21 protein-coding genes and 1 pseudogene are annotated in these 22,810 nt (G+C 66.3%); 13 read left to right on the forward strand and 9 right to left on the reverse strand.

The window, feature by feature from the left end; genetic code table 11:
* Nucleotides 1-90: 90 nt before the first annotated feature.
* Nucleotides 91-1,056: a LysR family transcriptional regulator gene (locus tag F7R26_RS22500; RefSeq protein WP_150984376.1), complete on the reverse strand. Its 966-nt coding sequence runs from the start codon at nt 1,054-1,056 to the stop codon at nt 91-93.
* A gap of 91 nt (nt 1,057-1,147) precedes the next feature.
* Here F7R26_RS22500 and F7R26_RS22505 point away from each other — a divergent pair, with 91 nt between their 5' ends.
* The 3 genes from F7R26_RS22505 (at nt 1,148) to F7R26_RS22515 (ending at nt 5,070) form a co-directional block, all read left to right on the forward strand.
* The gene (locus tag F7R26_RS22505) at nt 1,148-2,152 is read left to right on the forward strand and encodes a Bug family tripartite tricarboxylate transporter substrate binding protein (RefSeq protein ID WP_150984375.1); all 1,005 of its coding nucleotides are present in this window, start codon (nt 1,148-1,150) and stop codon (nt 2,150-2,152) included.
* A 7-nt stretch (nt 2,153-2,159) separates the two neighbouring features.
* Nucleotides 2,160-3,272, forward strand: a complete 1,113-nt coding sequence (locus tag F7R26_RS22510) for a CaiB/BaiF CoA transferase family protein (RefSeq protein WP_150984374.1) — start codon at nt 2,160-2,162, stop codon at nt 3,270-3,272.
* A gap of 196 nt (nt 3,273-3,468) precedes the next feature.
* Nucleotides 3,469-5,070 carry an alpha/beta hydrolase family protein gene (locus tag F7R26_RS22515; RefSeq protein WP_150984373.1) on the forward strand — a complete coding sequence of 534 codons (1,602 nt, stop codon included), beginning with the start codon at nt 3,469-3,471 and terminating at the stop codon, nt 5,068-5,070.
* A gap of 69 nt (nt 5,071-5,139) precedes the next feature.
* Here F7R26_RS22515 and F7R26_RS22520 read toward each other — a convergent pair whose 3' ends face one another.
* Nucleotides 5,140-6,486, reverse strand: coding sequence for an MFS transporter (locus tag F7R26_RS22520; protein ID WP_150984372.1), 1,347 nt, complete (start codon nt 6,484-6,486; stop codon nt 5,140-5,142).
* Nucleotides 6,487-6,633: 147 nt separating this feature from the next.
* On the opposite strand from F7R26_RS22520, the gene cyoA reads away from it, so the two are divergent.
* The 5 genes from cyoA (at nt 6,634) to F7R26_RS22545 (ending at nt 11,694) form a co-directional block, all read left to right on the forward strand.
* Nucleotides 6,634-7,713, forward strand: coding sequence for a ubiquinol oxidase subunit II (gene cyoA, locus F7R26_RS22525; protein WP_150984371.1), 1,080 nt, complete (start codon nt 6,634-6,636; stop codon nt 7,711-7,713).
* Between the two features lie 91 nt (nt 7,714-7,804).
* The gene (cyoB, locus tag F7R26_RS22530; RefSeq protein WP_150984370.1) at nt 7,805-9,808 is read left to right on the forward strand and encodes a cytochrome o ubiquinol oxidase subunit I; all 2,004 of its coding nucleotides are present in this window, start codon (nt 7,805-7,807) and stop codon (nt 9,806-9,808) included.
* Nucleotides 9,801-10,457, forward strand: coding sequence for a cytochrome o ubiquinol oxidase subunit III (gene cyoC, locus F7R26_RS22535; protein ID WP_150984369.1), 657 nt, complete (start codon nt 9,801-9,803; stop codon nt 10,455-10,457). Before cyoB ends, cyoC begins: the two co-directional genes overlap by 8 nt.
* Nucleotides 10,454-10,861 carry a cytochrome o ubiquinol oxidase subunit IV gene (gene cyoD, locus F7R26_RS22540; protein WP_043353083.1) on the forward strand — a complete coding sequence of 136 codons (408 nt, stop codon included), beginning with the start codon at nt 10,454-10,456 and terminating at the stop codon, nt 10,859-10,861. Before cyoC ends, cyoD begins: the two co-directional genes overlap by 4 nt.
* Nucleotides 10,858-11,694: an SURF1 family protein gene (locus F7R26_RS22545; protein WP_150984368.1), complete on the forward strand. Its 837-nt coding sequence runs from the start codon at nt 10,858-10,860 to the stop codon at nt 11,692-11,694. Before cyoD ends, F7R26_RS22545 begins: the two co-directional genes overlap by 4 nt.
* Before the next feature lie 16 nt (nt 11,695-11,710).
* On the opposite strand, the gene F7R26_RS22550 is transcribed toward F7R26_RS22545, so the two are convergent.
* A complete protein-coding gene (locus F7R26_RS22550; protein WP_150984367.1) occupies nt 11,711-12,913 on the reverse strand; it encodes a dipeptidase in 1,203 nt (400 codons plus the stop codon).
* Nucleotides 12,914-13,038: 125 nt separating this feature from the next.
* Here F7R26_RS22550 and F7R26_RS22555 point away from each other — a divergent pair, with 125 nt between their 5' ends.
* Complete coding sequence (locus tag F7R26_RS22555; RefSeq protein WP_170301756.1) at nt 13,039-13,188, forward strand: hypothetical protein; 150 nt, start codon at nt 13,039-13,041, stop codon at nt 13,186-13,188.
* A gap of 206 nt (nt 13,189-13,394) precedes the next feature.
* Complete coding sequence (locus tag F7R26_RS22560; protein WP_150984366.1) at nt 13,395-14,696, forward strand: UDP-N-acetylglucosamine 1-carboxyvinyltransferase; 1,302 nt, start codon at nt 13,395-13,397, stop codon at nt 14,694-14,696.
* 87 nt (nt 14,697-14,783) lie between these two features.
* Here F7R26_RS22560 and F7R26_RS22565 read toward each other — a convergent pair.
* A pseudogene (locus tag F7R26_RS22565) lies at nt 14,784-15,269 on the reverse strand (NRAMP family divalent metal transporter); the annotation flags it as partial.
* Between the two features lie 174 nt (nt 15,270-15,443).
* Between F7R26_RS22565 and F7R26_RS22570 the strand changes: the two are divergent.
* On the forward strand, nt 15,444-16,391 hold the full coding sequence (locus tag F7R26_RS22570; RefSeq protein ID WP_150984365.1) for a DnaJ C-terminal domain-containing protein: 948 nt from the start codon (nt 15,444-15,446) through the stop codon (nt 16,389-16,391).
* A gap of 4 nt (nt 16,392-16,395) precedes the next feature.
* Nucleotides 16,396-16,713, forward strand: coding sequence for a chaperone modulator CbpM (locus F7R26_RS22575; protein ID WP_150984364.1), 318 nt, complete (start codon nt 16,396-16,398; stop codon nt 16,711-16,713).
* Nucleotides 16,714-16,735: 22 nt separating this feature from the next.
* Here F7R26_RS22575 and F7R26_RS22580 read toward each other — a convergent pair whose 3' ends face one another.
* The 3 genes from F7R26_RS22580 to F7R26_RS22590 are packed head-to-tail and all read right to left on the reverse strand — an operon-like array spanning nt 16,736 to nt 19,432.
* Nucleotides 16,736-17,194, reverse strand: coding sequence for a chromate resistance protein ChrB domain-containing protein (locus F7R26_RS22580; protein ID WP_150984363.1), 459 nt, complete (start codon nt 17,192-17,194; stop codon nt 16,736-16,738).
* Nucleotides 17,195-17,241: 47 nt separating this feature from the next.
* On the reverse strand, nt 17,242-18,432 hold the full coding sequence (locus F7R26_RS22585; RefSeq protein ID WP_150984362.1) for a chromate transporter: 1,191 nt from the start codon (nt 18,430-18,432) through the stop codon (nt 17,242-17,244).
* A 37-nt stretch (nt 18,433-18,469) separates the two neighbouring features.
* Nucleotides 18,470-19,432, reverse strand: coding sequence for a chromate resistance protein ChrB domain-containing protein (locus F7R26_RS22590; protein ID WP_150984361.1), 963 nt, complete (start codon nt 19,430-19,432; stop codon nt 18,470-18,472).
* A gap of 94 nt (nt 19,433-19,526) precedes the next feature.
* Here F7R26_RS22590 and F7R26_RS22595 point away from each other — a divergent pair, with 94 nt between their 5' ends.
* Entirely contained in the window at nt 19,527-19,928 is a 402-nt protein-coding gene (locus F7R26_RS22595) for a tripartite tricarboxylate transporter substrate-binding protein (RefSeq protein ID WP_241754687.1), read from the forward strand.
* Nucleotides 19,929-19,965: 37 nt separating this feature from the next.
* Here the strand turns inward: F7R26_RS22595 and F7R26_RS22600 are convergent, their stop codons facing one another.
* On the reverse strand, nt 19,966-21,396 hold the full coding sequence (locus tag F7R26_RS22600) for a C25 family cysteine peptidase (protein ID WP_150984359.1): 1,431 nt from the start codon (nt 21,394-21,396) through the stop codon (nt 19,966-19,968).
* A gap of 24 nt (nt 21,397-21,420) precedes the next feature.
* On the reverse strand, nt 21,421-22,755 hold the full coding sequence (locus F7R26_RS22605) for a hypothetical protein (protein WP_150984358.1): 1,335 nt from the start codon (nt 22,753-22,755) through the stop codon (nt 21,421-21,423).
* Nucleotides 22,756-22,810: the final 55 nt, after the last annotated feature.

Raw genomic sequence — 22,810 nt, forward strand, 5'->3', positions numbered from 1 at the left:
GGGAGCGCCTTGTTTGGTGGGCATATGATATCCGCTCGGGTGGCTGGGCAATGTGAGTTTGCGTGAACCTGGCGTCCGTCCGGTGCGCCCCTAAGGGTTGCCGGCTTGCCGCAGGGCATCGGCGATCAACGTGACCGCCGGCGCAACTGCCGCATCCCGTTGGGTAATGAACACCATCCGCCCGGAGGCGAACGGCGTGCGCAAGCGCACCTGGTGCACCATGGACGTCTCGCCGTAGTGGCGCACGGCGCTGGCCGGCGCAACCGTCAGGAAGCCACTCGCGGCAACCATCGACAAGCTGCTGTGAAATGAGATCGATTCGATATGCGGCACGGGCGGCAACTGGCCGCTATCGAGAAACGGCTGCTCGAAGATCTCACGCGTGTGAGTGCCGCGCGGCGGCAGGATCCAAGGTCCTTCATGCAATGCCGGCAGGCTGACCTCGCGGCGCCTGGCCAGGGGGTGGTCGCGCGCGCAGGCAATGGCCAGGTGTTCGTCCCATAGCGCCGTGATGGCCAGCCGTTCCCGCGACTGCGCGGGATGGCCGGTTTCCAGCCGGCCTATGACGCAGTCCAGCTCGCCACTGGCGAGCAGCCCGAGCAGGCCGCTGACGGTGTGTTCCCTTACCTGCAAGCGCGGCAGCACACCCTGCTGGCTCAGCGTGGCGATCAGCCTTGGCAGCACACTGACCCCCACCAGCGGCAGCACGCCCATGCGCACCAGCGGGATCTCCGGCCGGGCCGCCAGGGCCTCGCTGGCCGCATCCAGGGCGCCCAGCGCAATGCGCAAGCGCTCCAGGGCGCGCTCGCCCGCCGGGCTCAGGCGGCCACCGCGCGTCGTGCGCTCAATCAGCGTGCAGCCGAAGGCTTGCTCCAGCTCCTGCAGCATCTTGGTCACTGCTGGCTGGCTGATGTGCATGACCTCGGCGGCAGCGGTCAGGGAGCCGGTTCGCGCCACCAGGTCCAACAGCCGCAGATGGCGGATGCGCAGGCGATCGATCCGGTTCGGATGGGCGGCGCGCGCCGCAGCCACGCGCGCAGGGGAAACCGTTGCCATAACCAATCCTGATGGATGCATAAGAACTGGATCATTGTCCGGAATGATGGCGCGGCGTGACAATCGGGCAAAACCAGAAAGGAGACCTGAGATGGCTGCATCCACCCTCCGCACGCGTCGCCTGATGCTGCGGACCCTGCTGACGCTGCCCGTTGCGGCGGCATCCGGCTTGCCAGCTTCGGCGTTTGCTGCGGACAACTACCCCAACCGCCCGATTCGCCTGGTGGTGCCGTATGCCGCTGGCGGCGGCCCGGATATCCAGGCGCGCAAGCTGGCCGAAGTGCTGGGCAGGGAGCTTGGCCAGCCCATCGTGGTGGAGAACAAGGTGGGCGCGGCAGGCATCCTTGCCGCCGAATCCGTGGCGCAGCAGCCGGCCGATGGTTACACCTTGCTGCTGGGCGCCTCCACCCATGTCGCGCAGAAACTCCTGCAGCCATCCGTCAAGTTCGATCCCGCGGCGTTCACCCATGTGATCCGCATCGGCGTCAGCCCGGCGGTGCTGGTGGTGGGGGCGAATTCGCCGTACCGCACCGTGGGTGAACTGGTGGCCGCCGCGCGGCGCTCGCCCGGATCGTTGAACTATGCATCGGGCGGCGTCGGCTCGGCCGCGCATATTTGCGGGGCGGCCTTTGCGTCGGCGACAGGCATCAACGTGGTCCATATTCCCTACAAAGGCTCGGTAGAGATCGTCCCGTCGCTGATCAAGGGCGACACGCAATTCGGCTTTCCGGTAGCGGCCACTGCCGTGCCGCAGATCGGCAATGGCAAGGTGCGCGCGCTCGCCGTGACCTCGGCGCAGCGGATCCCCGGGCTGCCAGGCGTGCCGACCCTGAACGAGGCGCTTGGGCGCAGCGATCTCACGCTGGATTCCTGGAGCGGCATCTGGGCCCCGGCAAACCTGCCAAAGCCCTTGGTGGCGCGCTTGCATGCCGCCATGCTGAAGGCACTGGCGGATCCCGGGCTGCGCCGCTTCTATGCCGAGACGGGGGCGCTCATCGAACCGAGCCCCACGCCCGAATCCTTCACCCGCCTTGTCGCCGAGGAAACCGCCAGGATGCGGCAGGTGATCGAGAAAAACCACATCACGATCGAGTGAGCCTGCCATGCCTGTCACCGCTACCCATGCATTCACCCCGCTCGCGGGCATCCGCGTGCTCGATTTCTCGCACGTCATCGCGGGTCCCTTCGCCACCTTCCTGCTGGCGCAGCTCGGGGCCGACGTGACCAAGGTGGAAAACGCCAATGGCGGCGATGTCATGCGCCGCGCCGGACGGGGCCGCGAGGGCTTCGTCGCGCTCAACGCTGGCAAGTCGTCGCTTGCCCTCGACCTTGGCACCGAGCAAGGGCGCCAGCATGCGCTGGAGCTCGCCGCCACCTGCGATGTCTTCGTCGACAACCTTCGCCCGGGCGTGCTGGAGCGCTTCGGGCTCGGCTTCGAGGCCGTGCTGGCGCTGAACCCGCGCGTGGTCTATTGCAGCATCTCCGGCTTTGGGCGCGGCGCGCCGGCATGGCGCGGCCGGCCCGCTTATGACCACGTGGTGCAGGCCGCCACCGGCATGGCCTACATGGCGGGCAACGAGGGCGACCCGCCCATCAAGACGGGGTTCCCGGTCATCGACTCCGCCACGGGGCTGCTCGCCGCCTTCGCCATCCTGGCGGGCGTGCGCGACAGCGAGCGCACCGGGCGCGGCATGCTGCTCGATATCTCCATGGCCAGCGCCGGCATGCAGCTGATGTACCCCATGGCCTGCGACGCGCTCACACGCGGGGCCACGCCGCCCCGGCAGGGCAACCAGGGCTACTCCGGCAGCCCCTCCGCCGATTTCTTCCGCACGCGCGACGGCTGGCTGGCCATCGGCGCGAACACGCCAGGCCAGTTGCTGGCATTGCTCGAAGCGCTGGGCCTTGGCCATCTTGCGCGGGACCCCGCCTTGTTCAATCCGCCGCTGGAACGCAGCGGCCTGCCTGCCTTTGTGCGCTCGCTCGATCCGGGGGCGCTCAAGGAGGCGCTAGCCGCCGCGCTGGCCGATGGCCTGGCCACCGAGCTGGAAGCGCGGCTTAGCGCGTGCGGCATTCCGGCCGCGCGCCTGCGCAACATCGCCGAGTTTGCCGCCGAATCCCGGGACAACGGCAGCCTGGAAACCATCGAGCTGCGCGATGGCGATGCCGCCGTGGTGTCGCCGGGGCTGGGCTTCCGGGTGCGCACCGGGCGCTAGGCCGGGCCGCTTGGCGGCAACCGTGCGTTACCGGTCTCGACCCTCGGGATGAACGGGCATCACGACCCGTTCATCCCTTTTTCACAATGCGAGATCGTGCGCTATTAGGCTGGCGGGTGGCCGATCCGTTTACCTACACTCCGCTAATCGTGTGGATCAGGCTAACTGACGTAGTCCACAGGCGGGGGGATGGAAGATGCGATTGACCATGGCGAAGGCGGGCTTTGCGGGCTTGACGTGTCTGGCGCTGAGCGCGGGGGCTTACGCGCAATCGGCGAGTTCTTGCAGCGGGGGCAGTTGCAACAACAACTACAACAGTAGTCGCGGCCAGCTTCTCGATCACAAGACCACGCTGCGCCTGAGCGCGGCCGCGCTGGCCAGCGTTCTCAATGCGAGCGATTCAGGCCGGCAGCTATTGCAGATCGCCGGCACCCCTGCTTGCGACCTGGAGATCGTCTATTTCCGCTACCGCACCATCGGCGGCGCCAATGAGCCCACCACCGCGAGCGGCGCGCTGATGATTCCAAGCGGCGGGCGCGCATGCAGTGGGCCACGCCCGGCGTTGATGTACGCGCATGGCACCACCACCTACCGCAAATACAACCTTGCGGACCTGACGCAGAAGGACCCGGGCAATGGCGATGGCGCCTCGGAGGGCATCAGCGTGGCGGCCATGTATGCCGCGCAGGGCTATATCGTGGTGGCGAGCAACTATGCGGGTTACGCCGGCTCCGAGCTTTCCTATCATCCCTACCTGAATGCCCAGCAGCAATCGGCGGACATGATCGACTCGCTGCGGGCCGCGCGGGTTGCGCTGGCCCGGGCGGACTCGGGCAAGGCGGCGCGGGAGAATGGCAAGCTCTTTATCACCGGATATTCGCAGGGCGGCCACGTTGCCATGGCCACGCATCGCGCGCTGCAGGCGGCGGGCATCAACGTGACGGCGGCTTCCACGGGTTCGGGGCCCTATGCCATGGCGGCCACCGGGGACGCGCTGGTCGCGGGTGAGGTGGATCTGGGTTCCACCATCTTCACGACGTTGGTGGCGACCAGCTACCAGAACGCCTACGGCAACATTTACCGCAGGCCGGGCGACCTGTTTGAGCCAACCTACGCGCGTGGCATCGAGGATCTCTTGCCGAGCCTGACACCAATCGACACGCTGATCGGCAACGGAAAATTGCCCGCCACGGCGCTCTTCAATCCTTATCCGCCGGCAGCGCAGTTTGCCTCGCTGACGCCGCCCACTTCGCCCCCGCTGGCGCCGCCTGAGCTGACGCCGATCTTTGCCCTCGGGTTTGGCAAAGGCAACCTGGTGCGCAACAGCTTCCGCCTCGGCTTGCTGGAAGACGCGCTGGTCAATCCGGATGGCGCGTTCCCGTACACCACGGTGGCGATGGCGCCGGCGGCGAACCCGGTTGCGCCGCTGCGCCAGGCGTTCAAGCGCAATGACTTGCGCAACTGGATCCCGCGTGCCCCGGTGCAGCTGTGCGGCGGTCGCTTCGATCCGACGGTGTTCTTCTTCAACGCGACCGTGCAGCAGGCTTACTGGCGCAACGCCAAGGTGCCGGCGGGGCTGACTTCGGTGCTGGATGTGGATGCGCCGGTGGCCGGGCCCGCCGATCCGTATGCCCAGATCAAGCAGGGCTTTGCGCTGGCCAAGGCTACGCTGGCCGCGCAGGCCGTGGCGGCGGGCGCGACCGATGGCGGTGCGTCGGCGGTGATCGAGGCCTACCACGGGAGCCTGGTGGCGCCGTTCTGCATGGTCGCCGCGCGCGGGTTCTTCGGGAATTTCTGAGCAAAGCGGCGCGGAAAGGAAAGCGGCCAGTCATTGCGCATGACTGGCCGTTTTTTTGTCGTGGCCGGGTCAGTCGCGGGCTTCCATCTTGCGATTGATCCACAGCGCTAGCAACGTGCATGCCACGCCGGACAGCAGGTAGCCGCTAACGGCGAACAAGCCGAACTCCGCCGACAGTCCCAACGCCACCAGCGGCGCAAAGGCGGCGCCGAACAGCCACGCAAAATCGGACGTCAGCGCCGCGCCGGTATAGCGAAAGCGCGATCCGAAGTTCGCCGTGACAGTGCCCGCGGCCTGCCCGTACGACAAGCCCAGCAGGCCGAAGCCGATCAGGATGAACAGGTCTTGCCGCGCCGGAGTGCCGTTCATCAGGTACGGCGCCAACAGGCCGAAGATGCCGATCAGGACTGCCATCAGCGCCAGCGTGGTGCGCCGCCCGATGCGGTCGGCGATCCAGCCGGAGGCGATGGTGGCCGCCATGGCGATCCCCGCGCCGATGATCTGGATGATCAGCACGTCATTGATGTCCTGCGTGGCGTGCAGCGCGACCCACGACAGCGGGAACACCGTGACCAGGTGGAACAGCGCGTAGCTGGCCAGCGCGGCGAAGGCGCCGATGAACAGGTTGTAGCCCTGGGCGCGCAGTATCAGCACCGGGCTGATCGGCTCCAGCTCGCCTTCTTCCAGCAGTTGCGTGTACTCCTGGGTCACCACCAGCCGCAGGCGCGCGAACAGCGCGACCACGTTGATGGCGAACGCCACGTAGAACGGATAGCGCCAGCCCCAGTCAAGGAACTCGTCGAAATCCAGGTTGGCGCGCAGGTAGAGGAACAGCGAGCCGGCAAGGAGAAAGCCGATTGGCGCGCCGAGCTGTCCCAGCATCGAGTACCAGCCGCGGCGGTGCGCCGGGGCGTTCAGTGCCAGCAGCGATGGCAGCCCGTCCCATGAGCCGCCCAGCGCAATGCCCTGCAGGATGCGCAGCGCCGCCAGGATGACGATGGCGTGGTTGCCGAGCGCATCGTATCCCGGCAGGAACGCCATGCCCGCCGTGGCGGTGCCCAGCAGGAACAACGCGGCCGTCAGCTTGATGCTGCGTCCCCAGCGGTGCTGGATCGCCATGAACAAGGTGGTCCCGAACGGCCTGGCGATGAAAGCGAAGGAGAAGATCGTGAAGGAGAGCAGCAGCCCTTCCAGCTGCCTGACGAACGGGAAGAACACGCTGGGGAAGACCAGCACCGAGGCGATGCCGTAGACGAAGAAGTCGAAATACTCGGACGCTCGCCCGATGACGACGCCGGCGGCGATCTCGGCTGGCGCCACCCGCGCCCGGTGCGCCGCGTCTTGCGCGGGCGTGGGGGAAGACGGTGACGGCTGGTGCTGGTGCGCAACGCCGCTGCTGCTGCTGCTACTGGACATCGTCAGGCCCTCTCGTCTCTCGTTGTTCGGGGTGGCGTTTTGTGTCACTCCTTTAAGAATGGCACTTCTTTGACTACAGTGCCATAGGAAATGTTGAGTTTCCGCGGCCAGCCCACCGGCGTAGTTCCAACGATCACTTCCACGGCTATGCAATTTCGCATTCGGATAGTGCCATCCCGCTACGCGACGCGCGGATGTCTGTTGTTTGCTGCCATCCTGCTGCTGACGGGCTGCAATGCTGTCTTGCTAGCCCCGGCCGGGGATCTCGCGATCCGGCAGCGTGATCTAATCATCATTTCAACCGGGCTGATGCTATTGATCATCGTGCCGGTGATTGCACTGACGCTGCTCTTCGCCTGGCGCTACCGCGAGGCCAACAGGGCGGCCATCTACGAGCCCGACTGGGACCACTCCACCTTGCTGGAGCTGGTGATCTGGGCCGCGCCGCTGTTGATCATCATCGCCCTGGGCGCGCTGACCTGGGTCAGCACGCACAAGCTCGATCCTTACCAGTCCTTGAGCCGTATCGACGCCGAGCGCCCGGTGCCCATGGGCATGGAGCCACTCACCGTGGAGGTGGTGGCGCTGGACTGGAAGTGGCTTTTCTTCTACCCCGAGCAGGGCATCGCCACCGTCAACGAACTGGCGGCGCCGGTGGATCAGCCGATCCGCTTCAAGATCACGGCGTCCACCGTGATGAACTCCTTCTTCATCCCAGCGCTGGCGGGGCAGGTCTATGCCATGCCGGGCATGGAGACCAAGCTGCACGCGGTGATCAACCAGCCGGGTGTCTACCAGGGTTTTTCCGCCAACTACAGCGGCGCGGGCTTCTCCGGCATGCGTTTCAAGTTCCATGGCATGAGCGCCGAGGAATTCGCGCGCTGGGTCCAGCAAGCCAAGGCCGGCGGCGGGGCCCTGACGCGCGACGCTTACCTGCAGCTCGAGCAACCCAGCGAGCTGGAGCCGGTGAGGCGCTACGCCAGCGTGGCGTCGGGCTTGTACGACGCGATCCTGAACCGCTGCGTGCAAGCCAACCAGCCTTGTATCAAGGACATGGCCATGAGTGCGAGGCAGGGCCAGGGCAAGGACAAGCCGCGGGCCTTCAACGTGGCGGCACTCGAACGCGGCGCCGCTGGCGCGAGCCTGGGCGCCATCTGCACGGCAGGCGACCCTGCCGGCATTGGCAACGGCCCCCGCGTGGCGTCCGCCAGGACGTTGCCGCAATGACATTGCCCGATGACTTTGTCCAATGATGTCGCAACAATGACCCGCTGCTCCCCGACTCCTGAAACAACGCCCTTGCGGCCCTGGTGACACAATGCCCGAGCACCTCGACCTGACGCAACTGGTATTCGGCCGCCTCACCTGGGAGGCAATTCCCTATCATGAGCCCATCCTGCTGGCGACCTTCGCGGTCGTCGCGATCGGGGGGCTGGCGCTGGTTGGCGCGCTGACCTACCTGCGAGCGTGGGGCTACCTCTGGCGCGAGTGGTTCACCAGCATCGACCACAAGAAGATCGGCATCATGTATGTCGTGCTGGGCATCGTCATGCTGCTGCGCGGCTTTGCCGATGCGGTCATGATGCGGCTGCAGCAATCGGTCTCCTTCGGCGATTCGCTGGGCTACCTGCCGCCGCACCACTATGACCAGATCTTCACCGCGCACGGCGTGATCATGATCTTCTTCGTGGCCATGCCGCTGGTCACCGGACTCATGAACTTTGTCGTGCCGTTGCAGATCGGCGCGCGCGACGTTGCCTTTCCCTTTCTCAACAACTTCAGCTTCTGGATGACGGTTGGCGGCGCCGTGCTGGTGATGATGTCGCTGTTCGTCGGCGAGTTCGCGCGTACCGGGTGGCTGGCGTATCCACCGCTGTCGGGCGTGCTGCAGAGTCCGGACGTGGGCGTGGACTATTACATCTGGTCCTTGCAGGTCGCCGGGCTGGGCACGTTGTTATCGGGCATCAACCTGCTCGTGACCATCGTCAAGATGCGCGCGCCCGGCATGACCATGATGAAGATGCCGGTGTTTACCTGGACCGCACTGTGCACCAACGTGCTGATCATCGCCGCCTTTCCGGTGCTCACCGCCGTGCTGGCCCTGCTGGCGCTGGACCGCTATGCGGGCACCAACTTCTTCACCAACGATCTTGGCGGCAACGCCATGATGTACGTGAACCTGATCTGGATCTGGGGTCACCCGGAGGTGTACATCCTGGTGCTGCCCGCGTTCGGCATCTTCTCGGAAGTGGTTTCCACGTTCTGCCGCAAGCGCTTGTTCGGCTATGCGTCGATGGTGTACGCCACGGTGGTGATCACGGTGCTCTCCTACCTGGTCTGGCTGCACCATTTCTTCACCATGGGCTCGGGCGCCAGCGTCAATTCGTTCTTCGGCATCACCACCATGATCATTTCGATCCCGACCGGGGCCAAGATGTTCAACTGGCTGTTCACCATGTACCACGGGCGTATCCGCTTCGAGGTGCCGATGCTCTGGACCATCGGCTTCATGGTCACCTTCGTGATCGGCGGCATGACCGGCGTGCTGCTCGCCGTGCCGCCAGCGGATTTTTCCTTGCACAACAGTCTCTTCCTGATTGCGCACTTCCATAACGTGATCATTGGCGGCGTGCTGTTCGGGTTGATGGCCGGCATCACCTACTGGTTTCCCAAGGCCTTCGGCTACCGGCTGGATCCGTTCTGGGGCAAGTGCTCGTTCTGGTTCTGGCTGGTTGGCTTCTACATTGCCTTCATGCCGCTCTATGTGCTCGGGCTGATGGGCGTGACCCGCCGCATGAGCCACTTCGAGGACGCGTCCCTGCAGATCTGGTTCCAGCTGGCGGCATTCGGCGCGTTCCTGATCGCGCTAGGCATTGGCTGCTTCCTGATCCAGCTGGTGGTCAGCTACCGCCGGCGCGAATCCCTGCGCGATACCACGGGCGATCCGTGGGACGGCCGCACGCTGGAGTGGTCCACCTCATCGCCGCCGCCGCAGTACAACTTTGCCTTCACTCCGGTCATTCATGACAACGATGCGTGGTGGCAGATGAAAGAGCACCACTACCAGCGGCCACAGCAGGGCTTTATTCCGATCCACATGCCGAAGAACACCAGCGCGGGCATCATCCTGGCGGGGTTGAGCACCGTGCTCGGCTTCGCCTTGATCTGGCACATGTGGCTGCTTGTGATCGTGTTCTTCGCTGCCATCCTGATCGTGGCGATCGGCCACACCTTCAACTACAAGCGCGATTTCTACATCCCGGCCGACGACGTCGTGCGCACCGAGGCAGAGCGCACGCGCCTGCTTGCCAGCCATGGTTGATACCACCGCCCCCTACGGCCCCGGCGATGTGCGCATGCCGGACACCCCGCGCCAGAGCGAGCTAAGCTTCTACGCGACCAGCGAGGTGCATCCGCAGAACGGCACGTTGCTCGGCTTCTGGCTGTACCTGATGAGCGACTGCCTCATCTTCGCCAGCCTGTTCGCCGTGTACGGCGTGGTGGGGCGGCGCTACGCCGGCGGCCCCACGGGCGCCGAGCTGTTCGAGCTGCCGCTGGTGGCGCTGAACACCACCATGCTGCTGCTGTCGTCGATCACCTACGGCTTTGCCGTGCTGGAGATGCAGAAGGCGCAGGTGCGCACCACCCTGATCTGGCTCGGCATCACCGGCCTGCTGGGCGCGGCGTTCATCAGCCTGGAGCTCTACGAGTTCGCGCACCTGGTTCATGACGGCGCGGGGCCGCAGCGCAGCGCGTTCCTGTCCTCGTTCTTCACGCTGGTGGGCACCCACGGGTTGCACGTGACGGTTGGCATCATCTGGCTCATCACGCTGATGGTGCAGGTGGGGCAGCACGGGCTGATCCCGGAGAACAAGCGCCGCCTGATGTGCCTGTCCATGTTCTGGCACTTTCTGGACGTGGTCTGGATCGGTGTGTTTACCTTCGTCTACCTGATGGGAGTGCTGCCATGAACGCGCATGACAATGCCCTTGCAGGCGATCCCCATGGCCACGGGCATGGCCATGACGACCACGGCCACGATGGCGAGGTCAGCCATAGCACCTTCAAGGGCTACATGACGGGCTTCGTGCTCGCGGTGGTGCTCACGGCGATCCCGTTCTGGCTGGTGATGGCCAAGGTTTTCGATAAATCCAGCACCACCGCGTTGTTCCTGCTGGGCTGCGCCGCGGTGCAGATCGTCGTCCACATGATATATTTCCTGCATATGAATGCGAGGTCCGAGGGCGGATGGACCATGCTGGCGTTGATCTTCACGATCGTGCTGGTGGTCATCGCGCTGAGCGGCTCGCTTTGGGTAATGTTCCACCTCGACCAGAACATGATGCCAATGCACGACATGAAGAACCTGCCTTGACGGCCCGGCAGCAGGGCGTAGCCCAATCCAACCCGTCTTCCCGCAAGCGCGCCACTGGCGCGCTTGTGGCGTTTGCCCTGCTCGCCATCGTGGCGGTAGCCGGGCTGCTCTCGCTGGGTGTCTGGCAAGTTGAACGCCGCGCGTGGAAGCTCGACCTCATCGAACGCGTGAACGCGCGCGTGCATGCTCCCGCCACGGCCGCGCCCGGCGCGGATCAGTGGCCGCGGCTCACCAAGGCCGCCGACGAGTACCGCCGCGTGCGTCTCACCGGCACCTTCCTGAACGACCGCGAGACCCTGGTGCAGGCCGTGACGGAGCTGGGTGGCGGCTTCTGGGTGATGACGCCGTTGCGCACGGCGGACGGCAATGTGGTGCTGGTCAACCGCGGCTTTGTACCGCCTGAGCTGAGCGAGCGCGCCAAGCGCGGCGGGGACGACCCCACCGGCGAGACCACCGTCACCGGCTTGTTGCGCTTTAGCGAGCCCGGCAACGGCTTTCTGCGCACCAACGATCCGGCGGCCGGGCGCTGGTACGCGCGCGATGTGCCGGCCATTGCCGCCGCGCGCGGCCTGCGCAACGTGGCGCCTTACTTCATCGATGCAGACGCGGCCGTGCCGCTCGGGGACGCCAGCAAGCGCACCTGGCCGGTGGGCGGGCTGACCGTCATCACGTTCAACAACAACCACCTCGTCTATGCGATCACCTGGTTTGCGCTGGCGCTGATGTTTGCCGCGGGCGCCGTCTATGCCGGGCGGGAGGCGTACCGCCGTTCGCGGGCCGGCGAGACACAGGATACGCAGGGCGAGGGCAAGGCGGGACGGCGCACGCCGTAAGCGCGGGTCCCTCGCGCTACCCCACGGACGCTTCGAACACCCGGCGGTAATTGCCGCCGAGCACCTTGCCGGTTTCCTCTTGCGTGAAGCCTGCCGCTAGCAGCGCGTCTGCCAGCGAGGGCAACTGATCGTAGGTCCGGAGCACCGGCGGCGAGATGAAGCCGAGCATGTCCGTTCCCACGCCCACATGATCCACGCCAACCACGTCGGCCATGCGCTTGATGCCTAGCGCCATGGCAGGCAGGTCGCGGAAGGTGCCCGCGCTGGGCCAGACCCCGATCACGCCACCGGTGCCCGCGATCACGCGCGCGTGATCGGGCGTGATCAGTCGGCTGCGCAGGCTGGGGCGCGTCGCCAGCGCGGAGTGCGAAATCACCAGCGGCTTGGTGGAGATGGCAGCGGCGCGCTTGACCAGGTCATAGGTGCCGTGCGCGACATCGACGACGATGCCCAAGGCATTGCAGCGCCGCACCACATCCGCGCCGAAATCCGTCAGGCCCCCGTGTACCGGCGCCTCCGTCTGGATGTCGCCCAGCTCGTTGACGCGGTAGTGCGTGAGCTGCAGGTGCCGCAGCTGGTGCATGCCGTACGCTTCGTCCACGCGCTCCAGCCTGCCCTCCAGAAAGTCCGCGCCCTCCGACGCGATGATCACGCACGGCCCGGCTGGCGCCCGCGTGGCCAGCGTAGCCGCATCGGTCACCACTTGCATCTGCTCACGCTCCACCAGCTTGTGTGCACGCGCGAATTCGGCCACGCCAAGCGCGTAGAGCTCGCCTTCGGACGGGGTTCGCCAGGCTTCGAAGCGCTTGCGATCGGCGGACACACGCGTGACGATGGTATCCGTCACGATCGCCAGGCAGATGACGTTCACGCCGCCCGCGCGCATCGGCGCGGCCAGCGCAAGGAAGGGCCGGTCCGCGCCGATGGCGGGATCGCGCGACACGATCACGCGGCCGGCATGGCTGTGCATGTCGATGACCAGCGCGGTGGGGGAGGGCTTCCAGGCGGAGGCGTCTTTGACGTTGTTAGCGTCTTTTGCGGCCTTGGTGCCGGCTGAACCCTGCGGCTGGGTGTCGCCGGCAAAGCGTCCCTGTGCACAGGCGGCTAGCGCCAGTGCAGCACCTGACGCCAGGAACGCGCGGCGGCTGATGCTGCCCGGTGCCTGCCCAGGCGGCGCATCGGCATTGCCCCGACGGATCGTCGTCCAGTCAATTTGCATTGTCGCTCCACGCGTTTGTGCACCCGCCATGATATCGCGGCGCCAAGGGCCCCAGGCGCGCCGCTTGCAGGACGCCGTCCCATTGCCCAGGGAGTCCGTGGCCCTCACAACACAGGAGATCGACGATGACAGTTGAGAACGCCGGGCCTGATGCCAGACAGCAGGCCAAGCCCCGCGCCCGTGGCCATATCGAGCAACCGGGCGAACGCGACCCGCAGAACCAGCAACCCGCCGGTCTGGCGAGCACGTCCGGCCAGCCGCTGCTGGCGCACTAGTGGCACTGGCGCAGGCCTTGTCAAACCGCTTTGCCAGGATAAGAAACACGTGAAGGCTTTTCACTGTGGCAGCTTCTCCAACCTGGTCATTTTTCGAGAACGTCATCTGTGAGTGCTGCCAGGGCGGCATCCTTGCCCTTGGCATGCAAGTACAATGCTGGGCGTTGTTCCATCCTGTCCGGGCTCGTCTCGCAATATCCCATTCCATGTCCAATCTCATCGTGCACGGCGGCAAGCCGCTCCGGGGGCGTATTACCCCTTCCGCCAACAAGAATGCAGTGCTTCCTGTGCTCTGCGCCACGCTTCTGACCGATGAGCCCTTGCGCCTGCATGGCGTGCCCGACATCACCGATGTGCGCAAGATTCTCGACATCTTTCGCGCTTTGGGCAGCAAGGTGCATATGGATGACGCAAGCGGCACGCTGTCGCTGCACCATCAGGAGACCGTGTTCGACGCGGCCCGCCATCGCCTGCCGGAAGAGATGCGCTCGTCCATCATGCTGGTGCCGCCGCTGCTCGCCCGCTTCGGCGTGGCCCGGCTGGAGGACAACGTCAAGGGCTGCACGCTTGGCGTGCGCGAGATCGATCCGCACGTCGATGTCTTCCGCCGCTTCGGTGGCGAGGTGGAGCGGGCCGACGGATCGCTGCTGGTGCGCAGTGCCGGCCAGCTGACACCCACCGACCACTGGCTTGACTATGCATCGGTCACCACCACGGAGAACTTCGTGCTGTGTGCCGCCGCAGCGGGTGGCACTTCCACGCTCACCAATGCCGCATCGGAGCCCCATGTGCAGGAGTTCTGCCGCTTCATGGCAATGATGGGCGCGCGCATCGAAGGCATGGGCACCTCGCGCCTGACGGTGCATGGCGGCAACAAGCTCAAGGGTGGCGACTTTACCTTCGACGAGGATTTTCACGAGATCACCACCTTCCTGGCGCTGGGCGCCATCACCGGCGGCGATGTCGTGGTGCGCAACAGCGCGCCCGCGAATTTCCCGCTGATCGACCGCACCTTCGCCAAGTTCGGCGTGCAGATCACCCACGAAGATGGCTGGTCCCGCGCCACCAGCGCCGGCCCCCTGAAGGTGCAGACGCCGTTTACCAGCAACGTGCTGACCAAGGTCGAGGCCGCGCCGTGGCCTTACTTCCCGGTTGACCTGCTGCCTATCTTCATCGCGCTGGGCGTGCGCGCGCAGGGCAACGCCATGTTCTGGAACAAGGTGTACGACGGCGCGCTGGGCTGGACCGGCGAGCTGTCGAAGTTCGGCGCCCATGTGTTCTCGTCCGACCCGCACCGGCTCATCACCTTTGGTGGCAATCCCCTGACGCCGGCGGTGGTGGAAAGCCCGTACATCATCCGCGTGGCCATCGCCTTGCTCATGGTGGCCGCGAGCATCGATGGCCGCTCGGAGATCCGCAACGCCGCGCCCATCCGCCGGGCCCATCCGCGCTTCGTCGAGAACCTGCGCAGCCTTGGTGTCGAGGTGGAGTGGACCAGCGAGGAGTAACGGATACCGGCGCCGCTCAAGCCTGGCTCAGGCGCGCATGGTCACCAGCATCGCGCAGACAGCCAAGGCCATCATCAGCGTGGCGAGCCAGCCCAAATGCGGCAGCAGCGCCTTCGACAGCACCTGCGACCACGGGATATGCACGACAAACGCCGTGGCTACGTAGGCCAGCATGGCCAGCGTGAGCCATTTCAGCAAGCGGACATAGCGCCGGTAGGGCACGAACACCTGCAGCAGCAACGAGATCGCGCCGAACACCACGGCATACAGGAGCCACGCGGGGTAATGCCTGCGGATATTGGTGGCCAGCCCATGGCCGCTCACCCGCCCGATCCTGGCGCTCACCACCTGGATGCCCACCATCAGCGGATAGGTGAGCAGCACTGTCCACAACATGTTGAAGCCAAACTGCGCGCCCGCCTGCGAATAGGTGGCGATGCCGCTGGGATCGTCGTCCGCCGCTCCGGTGATCAAGCCCGGGCCAAGCTTGCCCAGCCATGATTGTTCAGCGTCTTGCGGGGCGGATGCAACATCTTTCACCGATGCCTCCAGTAGCTGGCTTGCCGCTAACATAGCAGGTTCCGCAGGTGCGCACGCCACGTTATGGATACGTGTGCCGACAGCGCGCGCAGGCCCAACCGCATCGAACCGCATGCCCGTGCCTTTGCCTATACTTAGAGCCGCAGGTCAAGCGCATCATTCGCCAAGCGCCGTGCGCGTTCCGCACGCCAGTTGCCGGGGGCATTCATGGAGTACAAGGATTACTACGCGATGCTCGGGGTGGAGCCCACGGCCACGCAGGATGAAATCAGGCGCGCCTACCGCAAGCTGGCGCGCAAGTATCACCCGGACGTCAGCAAGGAACCGGATGCGGAGGCCCGCTTCAAGGATGTGGCCGAGGCGTACGTGGCGCTGAAAGACGAGGAGAAGCGCGCCGCTTACGACGACGTGGGCGCGCGGTACAAGAGCGGCCGCGAGTTCACTCCGCCGCCGGGATGGGATAGCGGCTTCGAATACAGCGGCGGCGAGGCGGATTTCGAGCAAGACCTGGATCGCAGCGATTTCTTCGAGTCGCTCTTCGGCGCCAGGCATGCGCAGTCTCGCGGCGGGCGAGGCGCCGCCCGCATGGCAGGGAGCGATCACCATGCCAAGGTGCAGATCGATCTGCAGGACGTCTACCGGGGCGGGCGCCGCACCATCACGCTGCGCACGCCCCAGGCAGACGCCAGCGGGCACGTGCGATTGCAGGAGCGGCAGCTGGAAGTCAATATTCCCAAGGGCATTCGCAGTGGACAGCATCTTCGGCTTGCAGGCCAGGGCGGCCCCGGACTTGGAGATGCTCCCGCCGGCGACCTCTATCTCGAAATCGAGATCGCGCCGCACCCGCTGTTCCGCGTCGTCGATCGCGACGTCTACCTCGACCTGCCGGTGGCCCCATGGGAGGCCGCCTTGGGCACCAGCGTCGGCATACCCACGCCGGACGGCAGCGTGCAACTCAGCGTGCCACCGGGCTCGTCGGCGGGCCGCAAGCTGCGGCTCAAGGGCAAGGGCCTTCCCAGCACGCCGCCCGGCGACCTGTACGCGGTGCTGTCGATCGTCTTGCCGCCCGCGGACACGGAAAAGGCCACTGACGCATACCGGGAAATGGCCAAGACCTTTAGCGGTTTTTCCCCGCGCCGTTCACTGGAGGCTTGATGCGATGAGCGATCAAGGCATATCGATGCCGCATGGCGTCCTTGTCGAAGAAGAGGTGCAGTTCACGCTGGTGGAGCTGAGTGTGGCCTGTCATGCCGACATTGGACAGGTGGTGGCGCTGGTGGAGGAGGGCGTGCTGACGCCGCGCGGAGAGGACGCGCCGCGCTGGCGTTTCGACGGCGCCACGCTCAAGCGCGCCCGCACGGCGCTGCGGCTCGCGCGCGACCTGGAGCTTGGAGTGGCGGGCGCGGCCATCGTGCTCGACCTGCTGGACGAGATCGAGACGTTAAGGGCAAAGCTGCGGCGGGCCAACCTGGCTTGAAGACGCGTGCCGGCGCGCCACGTCATGCCGGCATCTCCGGCGGCCAACGATGCGTCTCGGCCTGGCAACGTTGGCACCAGGCATACAGGGCGTCGTACATCACCATGCCGTGGCGGAGCATTTCGTGGTCGTCCGGGAACACCTGCGACAGACCCAGGGAGATGGCGTAAAGCCCTGCCGATTGCGGTGTGAGATCGAGCCGCGACGTGTCGGCGCCACGCACGATGCTGGCCAGATGCCGCAGGGCGGGGTCCGTCAGGCAGTACTTGTCCAGAAAGGCGTCAAAGCTGCAGAACTCTCCAACGTGCGATAGCTCGACGTCGGGGATGTCATAGGCAATCGCACGGGTCTGGCGAGCGGTCTGCAGGACCTCGCCGGCGGGCACATAGAGAAATTCCGGCGCGTCGTCGATGAACCTGGCGATCAGCCAGGGGCAGGCGATCCGGTCAATCTTTGGCCTTTCGCGGGTAATCCACTGCATGGCAGGCTCCTTTGGGAATTGCCGATGTTCGCTGGGCCATCGACGGTTTATCGCGCCATGTGCAGCAAAGGGTAGGCTATCAGGCCGACCAGTGCGGCACCGGCCACGATGACGGGCTCGGGCAGCTTCTTGAAGCGCCACAACAGCGCGATCGTGACCAGCGCCAGCAACGCGGTGGGTACGTCCACGATCGAGCGTTTGGCCAGGACGACCACGGCACCCGTGATGGCTCCCACGGCCGCTGCCGTGACGCCATCCACGAAGGCGGCGATGGCGGGCAACTTGCCATACCGCTTGAAGTAGGGCGCCGGGATGACGGTGAACAGGTAGCACGGCAGGAAGGTGCCCAGGGCCGCCACGCAGGCGCCGGGAAAGCCGGCGACGAGATAGCCGATGAACCCGACCGTGATCACTACGGGACCCGGCGTGATCATCGCCACCGCCACGGCGTCGACAAATTGCTTGTCGTTGAGCCAATGGTGCTCGGTCACTACGCCGCCGTAGAGGAAGGGCACGATGGCAAGGCCTGAGCCAAAGACGAAGGCGCCGGCCTTGGCAAAGAACACGGCAATCTGCGCCAGCAGCGGCCAATCCAGCGTGCTGAACACGCCGCCGGCCGCAGGAACCTGGCTGGCAGCGAGGGCATTGAGGCCGCCTTGTCGGAACCAGGCCGGCGGGGCGCGCCAGAACCAGCAGAGCACGCCCGCGGCCACGAACAACCACGCAATCTCGGATTCGGTGATGACCGTCACCGCGCCCAGCACCAGGTAGATCCCCCAAAGCAGCTTGTCCTTGCCGACGCTCTTCCTCGTGAGCTTGTAGGCGCTGATCGCGATGATGCCGATGACGGCGGCGCCGACGCCGTAGAACACCGATTGCATCCACGTGAGGCCGCCGAACTCGCGGTATGCCCAGCCCAGCGCGATCACCATCAGGAAAGACGGCAGAACGAACGCGACCCCGACCAGCGTGGCACCCACGATGCGATGGTGCACGTAGCCGAGATAAATGGCGAGTTGCGCTGCCATGGGCCCGGGTGCCAGCTGCGCGAGCGCGATGCCTTCCTTGTAGTCCGCATCCGTGATCCACGCGCGCCGCTCGACAAGATCGCGGTGCATGTAACCGGCCAGCGCAACCGGGCCGCCAAAGCCCAGCGTACCGAGCCGCAGCATATAGAGGACGAGTTGCCAGAGCGTATAGCCGGGATGACCAGGTGGCGAGGCGTCCTGCGTATTCATGGGCGTTCCTGATTGACGATTGACCGCGAGGCCCGTCTCAGCCTCGGCGGTTGGTGGTGAAGTGGGTGTAAAGCGAATCGAGAGCCAGCCCGACTTCAGCCAGCAGCGCGTCATCGTCGGGCAGCCGCTCGCGTGCGCCGGCGAGGATGGCCTCGAAGCCGCTTGCCTCGGGTTGCTGGTTTCCGCCCACGTCCAGCGCATGCACGATCTTGCCCAGGCGGCGCAGCGCCCGGTCCTCATCCAGGCCGAAACTTGCCATCAGGACCTCGAATGACACGCGTTCGCCAACGTGGGTGAAGGTCGCCCCGTCGAAGTCGAATCCCAGCGCATCCGCTGGGCAATCGGCGGTCTTCTCCAGCCACTGGAAGCGGGCGTGCGGGTCGATGAAGCGCAGTATCAGCCAGGCACTGGCGACCCGGTCCACCCACAGGTGCCGGCGCGTGGCCCACAGGCGCCCTTGGTACTGGGCGCGGTCGCGGCGGGCGATCGCGCCGGCGGCGCAATGGGGTTCCCCCGGCGACAGAATCGCGCCGATGGTACCGGCGAAATCTCTCCATTGCGCCTGAGCACGCAGTGAGGCTTCGTTCGGAAAAAAATCGATGGCGCGAATGGCCTCCAGAGATCGTTCGTGCCGGTGCAGCAGCCTGGCCAGCTCGGCTCCGCTCAAGGCGGACAGGGTCCTGCGCGCATCCGCTAGCGCGCTCTCCAGCTCGCCATATTCGCGAGTGCGGTCGAATAGTTGCCGATAAGCTGCCGGGTCATCGGACGCATTGGCCTGGACATCCAGCAACCATGCTTGCCCATCCTGCTGCAAGGCCTCGTCAGCCAGCTCGCGCAATTGCGCGGCTTGTGACGAGCCGGCGGGAAGCAGGTAGGCGCCATCGCGCAAAGCCGCGCACCCAAGCGATTTCACGGCTCGCCAGATTCGCATGCGGGCGGTGGCGCCTGATGTCGGGAGGCTCACGATCAGCAAGAGCCAGGAGTCGGAAGAGCGGGTCATGGAGGGCATGATAGGAAGGCGTAGCGGTCATTTCAACCATGTAGAGATCTCTACAGTGGATTCATATTGCAATCCCCGGGATACCTTCGCCCAGATGTTCGTCACCCCTCGGCTTTCATTTGACCGATCACGCGCGGCCACGCGCAGCAGGTTCGTACTGGCGGCGTTGGCAACCCTTTGCCTTCCCGCGCCGGGCTTCGCGCAAGCCGCTCCTTACCCTTCCAAGCCGATCAGCCTTGTCGTCGGCAGTGCGCCGGGCGGCTCCGTCGATCTCTGGTGGGGCATACTGGCGCCCGCCGGCACGCCGCAAGCCCTGGTGGACAAGCTCAACGGTGAGATCGGCAAGATCGTCCAGTCGCAGGACATGAAGGCGTTCCTGCTCAAGGAAGGCGCTCGGCCGGCGGTGATGAAGCCGGCTGAGTTCGCCACCTTCATCGCGTCCGAGCTGGAGCATTGGAGGAAAGTCGCCAAGGCGGCGGACATCCGGCCCGAGTAGGCGCCGGCGAGCATCGCGGCGTTATGCCCGCCCGCCGTTACGCCATGTCCCTCACCCTCAGCCGCACCGCCGGGTCCCCCAGCACCACGTAGTTGCGCGCATCGTCCCGTGCCACCCAGCGCAGCGCGATGTCGGCGTCGGGGACGTCGGCGCCCGCGCTGCGGTCCCGCAGCAAGTCGGCCAGTTCGGTGCTCAGCGCGGCCCAGCGGATGTTGAAGCGGTCTGTCGCCTGGCCAACGCGCTCGCCACGCAGCAGGCTGCCGATCACGTCGCGGAACCCCTGGGTTTGCGCGTCGGCGCGTTCGGACTGGAAGCCGTAGGCCCACGCCCTGTCGATGTGCCCGAGCACGGCCAGCGCGCCGCCATGCGGATGCGCCAGCAGCCGCTGCGGCAGGCGCGCGGTGAAGGGCGCGGGCGCTAGCCGGGTGGGGGCGTTGCCGCCGTGGCCGAAGTTGTCGAAGTCCGGGCAGCCGGCACCGTAGCAGGCAAAGCAGAACTGGATAAGGCCGTGGCACTGCGCGTCGTCGGGGACATCCTGCGCGGCGAACCAGTGCTCGGGGCCGATCGCGCCATAGCCTGGCCAGTCCTGGCAGACGATCGCGCCCTGGGTGTCGGCAAGCCGCGCGTCGTCCGCGCGAAAACCCATGCCGTGGGAGCCGGTGAAGAGCAGGGCGGGTGGCCCGTCCGGTCCTTTGCCGCGCAGTACATCTGTCAGCGCGGCTTTAGTGGCGGCCTCGCCTAGCAGCGCCTGCATGGCAAAGCCCTGGCGCTCACCCAGAGGCTTGGCTTGCGCAGTGCCCTGGCTGAGCGGGGTGGCCAGCTGCCGCGTGAGCAACTGGGTGGCGCGATCGAAATCAAGGCAGGTGGCAAACAGCGCGATCCTGCGCCGCGCGGCCACGCTGGCCATGGTCTCGTAGGCGGTCACGCTGTCGGCATAGCTGCGAAAGTCCGCCAGTTGCGGAAAATCCAGCCGTCCCACCGCCCAGTACAGGTCCAGTGTGTACTGGAAGGCGAACGGGATCTTGTCCGGCGGCCCGACCAGCACGAGGTAGTAGGGCACGCCCAGCGCCGGGTCGACCACGTTGAGCGAGACCCAGTGCCGCGCGAGCCAGGTGGCGGCGCTTTCGCCGGGCAGGCAGCCGTCGGCGCCCTGGAATACCGTGACCTGTCCCGCCTCGCGGTGCCGCCAGGCGATCAGCGGCGCGAGCGCGTCCAGGTAAGGCGCCGGATCCACGTCGGAGGGAAACAGCAGGCCCCAGCCGGCCTCGTCGAGCTTGGCGCCGTCGACATCGCCGAGCACCGCATAGGTCTCGGCCTGCCGGGCCTTCTCCGCGGCGCGTTCCGGTGCGCGGCGCAAGGTGTGCTCGCGCGCGGAGAACCCGGCGATGGCCTGTGCATCGAGGCTGGCGAGCGGGCATCCGGTGTCGGCCTGGATGCCGAGCGGCATGGGCATGGCGTCGTCGGTCATGGTCGGGGCTCCTTGGGTTCGTGCTCAGGCCAGCGCGGCTTGCCAGATCAGGTGGGCGACTTCCGGCCCGGCGATATCGTTGTGCGCGCCGGCGATGCCGCTGCCGTTGCAGATGTAGTCACTGGCTTCGATGTTCAGCACCTTGCCGGCCGTCATGGCGTAGTTGCCGTCATACGGTTGCATCGGTGCGTCCGTGGCGGCGTCGGTGCCCTGGATGCCAAACGCACCGATGGCGCCAAAGGTGGGATAGGTGGGATCGGTGGGGGATGACTGCGTGGCGTCGAACGCCACCTGGCCCGCCACGCCGGCCGCCCAGGGATACAGCGTGCCAACCGCGCTGTCGTGCCGCGAGCGGGTGACCACCAGCGGCCCGCTAACCTTGCCATCCGGCAGCAAGTGGTGGCAGTAGCCCGCCGTGCCCGGGCGCACCGGGATGTCCGGCGCGTACGCCCAGAGCGACATGGCGCCCTGCACCAGCACGCAGGAGGCAGCCGGGCGCCGCAGCGCGGCCGTGCCGCCAGGGCCGCCCAGCGCGGCGGACATGACCACGGCGCCAAAGCTGTGGCCCATCAGGTGGATACGCGCCGCCGGCAGCGCGTCGCCGATGCTGTTGAGCAAAGGGAACACGCCGCACTCGCCCACGGTCTGGCCGCGCTTTTTCATGCTCCAGAACGAGAGTTGCCGCAGCGGCGCCAGCAACCCGCCCAGCACCGGGCCGCCAAACGCAGCGCCCAGCTGGTTGGCTTCGGCGAAGGACGCCGCGGGATCGAAGGGCAGGCGGTCGGCGCCGGCGTCGCCACCCGGGCCCTCGCTGCCCAGCGCGAGGGCCTGGTCGAGTTGCAGGTAGGCCTGGCGCACCGAGTCGGGCAGCGTCACGGCATCCGCCTGGGTGCGCGCGGCTTCGAAGATGGCGTCCAGCGCGGCGCGTACCTGTGGCGTATCGCCCAAGCGCTGCGCATAGGCGTCGATCATGGCCTGGGCGCCCGGCCCGGCCAGCGGCGCAAAGCTGGCGCCGTCGCCCAGTTCCTCGTCGCCCCAAGGCTGGCTGGGCCAGTGCACGCCGATATGGGCAATGGCGAAATCCGGGTGCCGGGCGCGCATGGCCTGCTCGTCGCCGGTGCTGCGCGCGAACGCGCCGATCCAGCGGTCGTACTGGATGCGCGCCGCGGGCAGGTCTCCCTGCCAGCCGTGGCTCCACAGGAACACATCGGTGGGCGCGGCGGCTTGCCATTGCGCCAGCAAGCGCTCGGACATCCGTCCCGCGATCCCGTCCGGGTCGTCGCTGCGTTCGTTGCCGGCGGCGTCCAGCGCCAGCAGGGCGTAGGTGGCGCTGGTACCGGCAATGGTCTGGAATGGCATGGCGTGCCTCCCTGGTGTGTCAGGTTCAGTTGTTCAGTTGATCGATGCAGTGGAT

This window comes from Cupriavidus basilensis (assembly GCF_008801925.2).
Classification (GTDB): domain Bacteria; phylum Pseudomonadota; class Gammaproteobacteria; order Burkholderiales; family Burkholderiaceae; genus Cupriavidus; species Cupriavidus basilensis.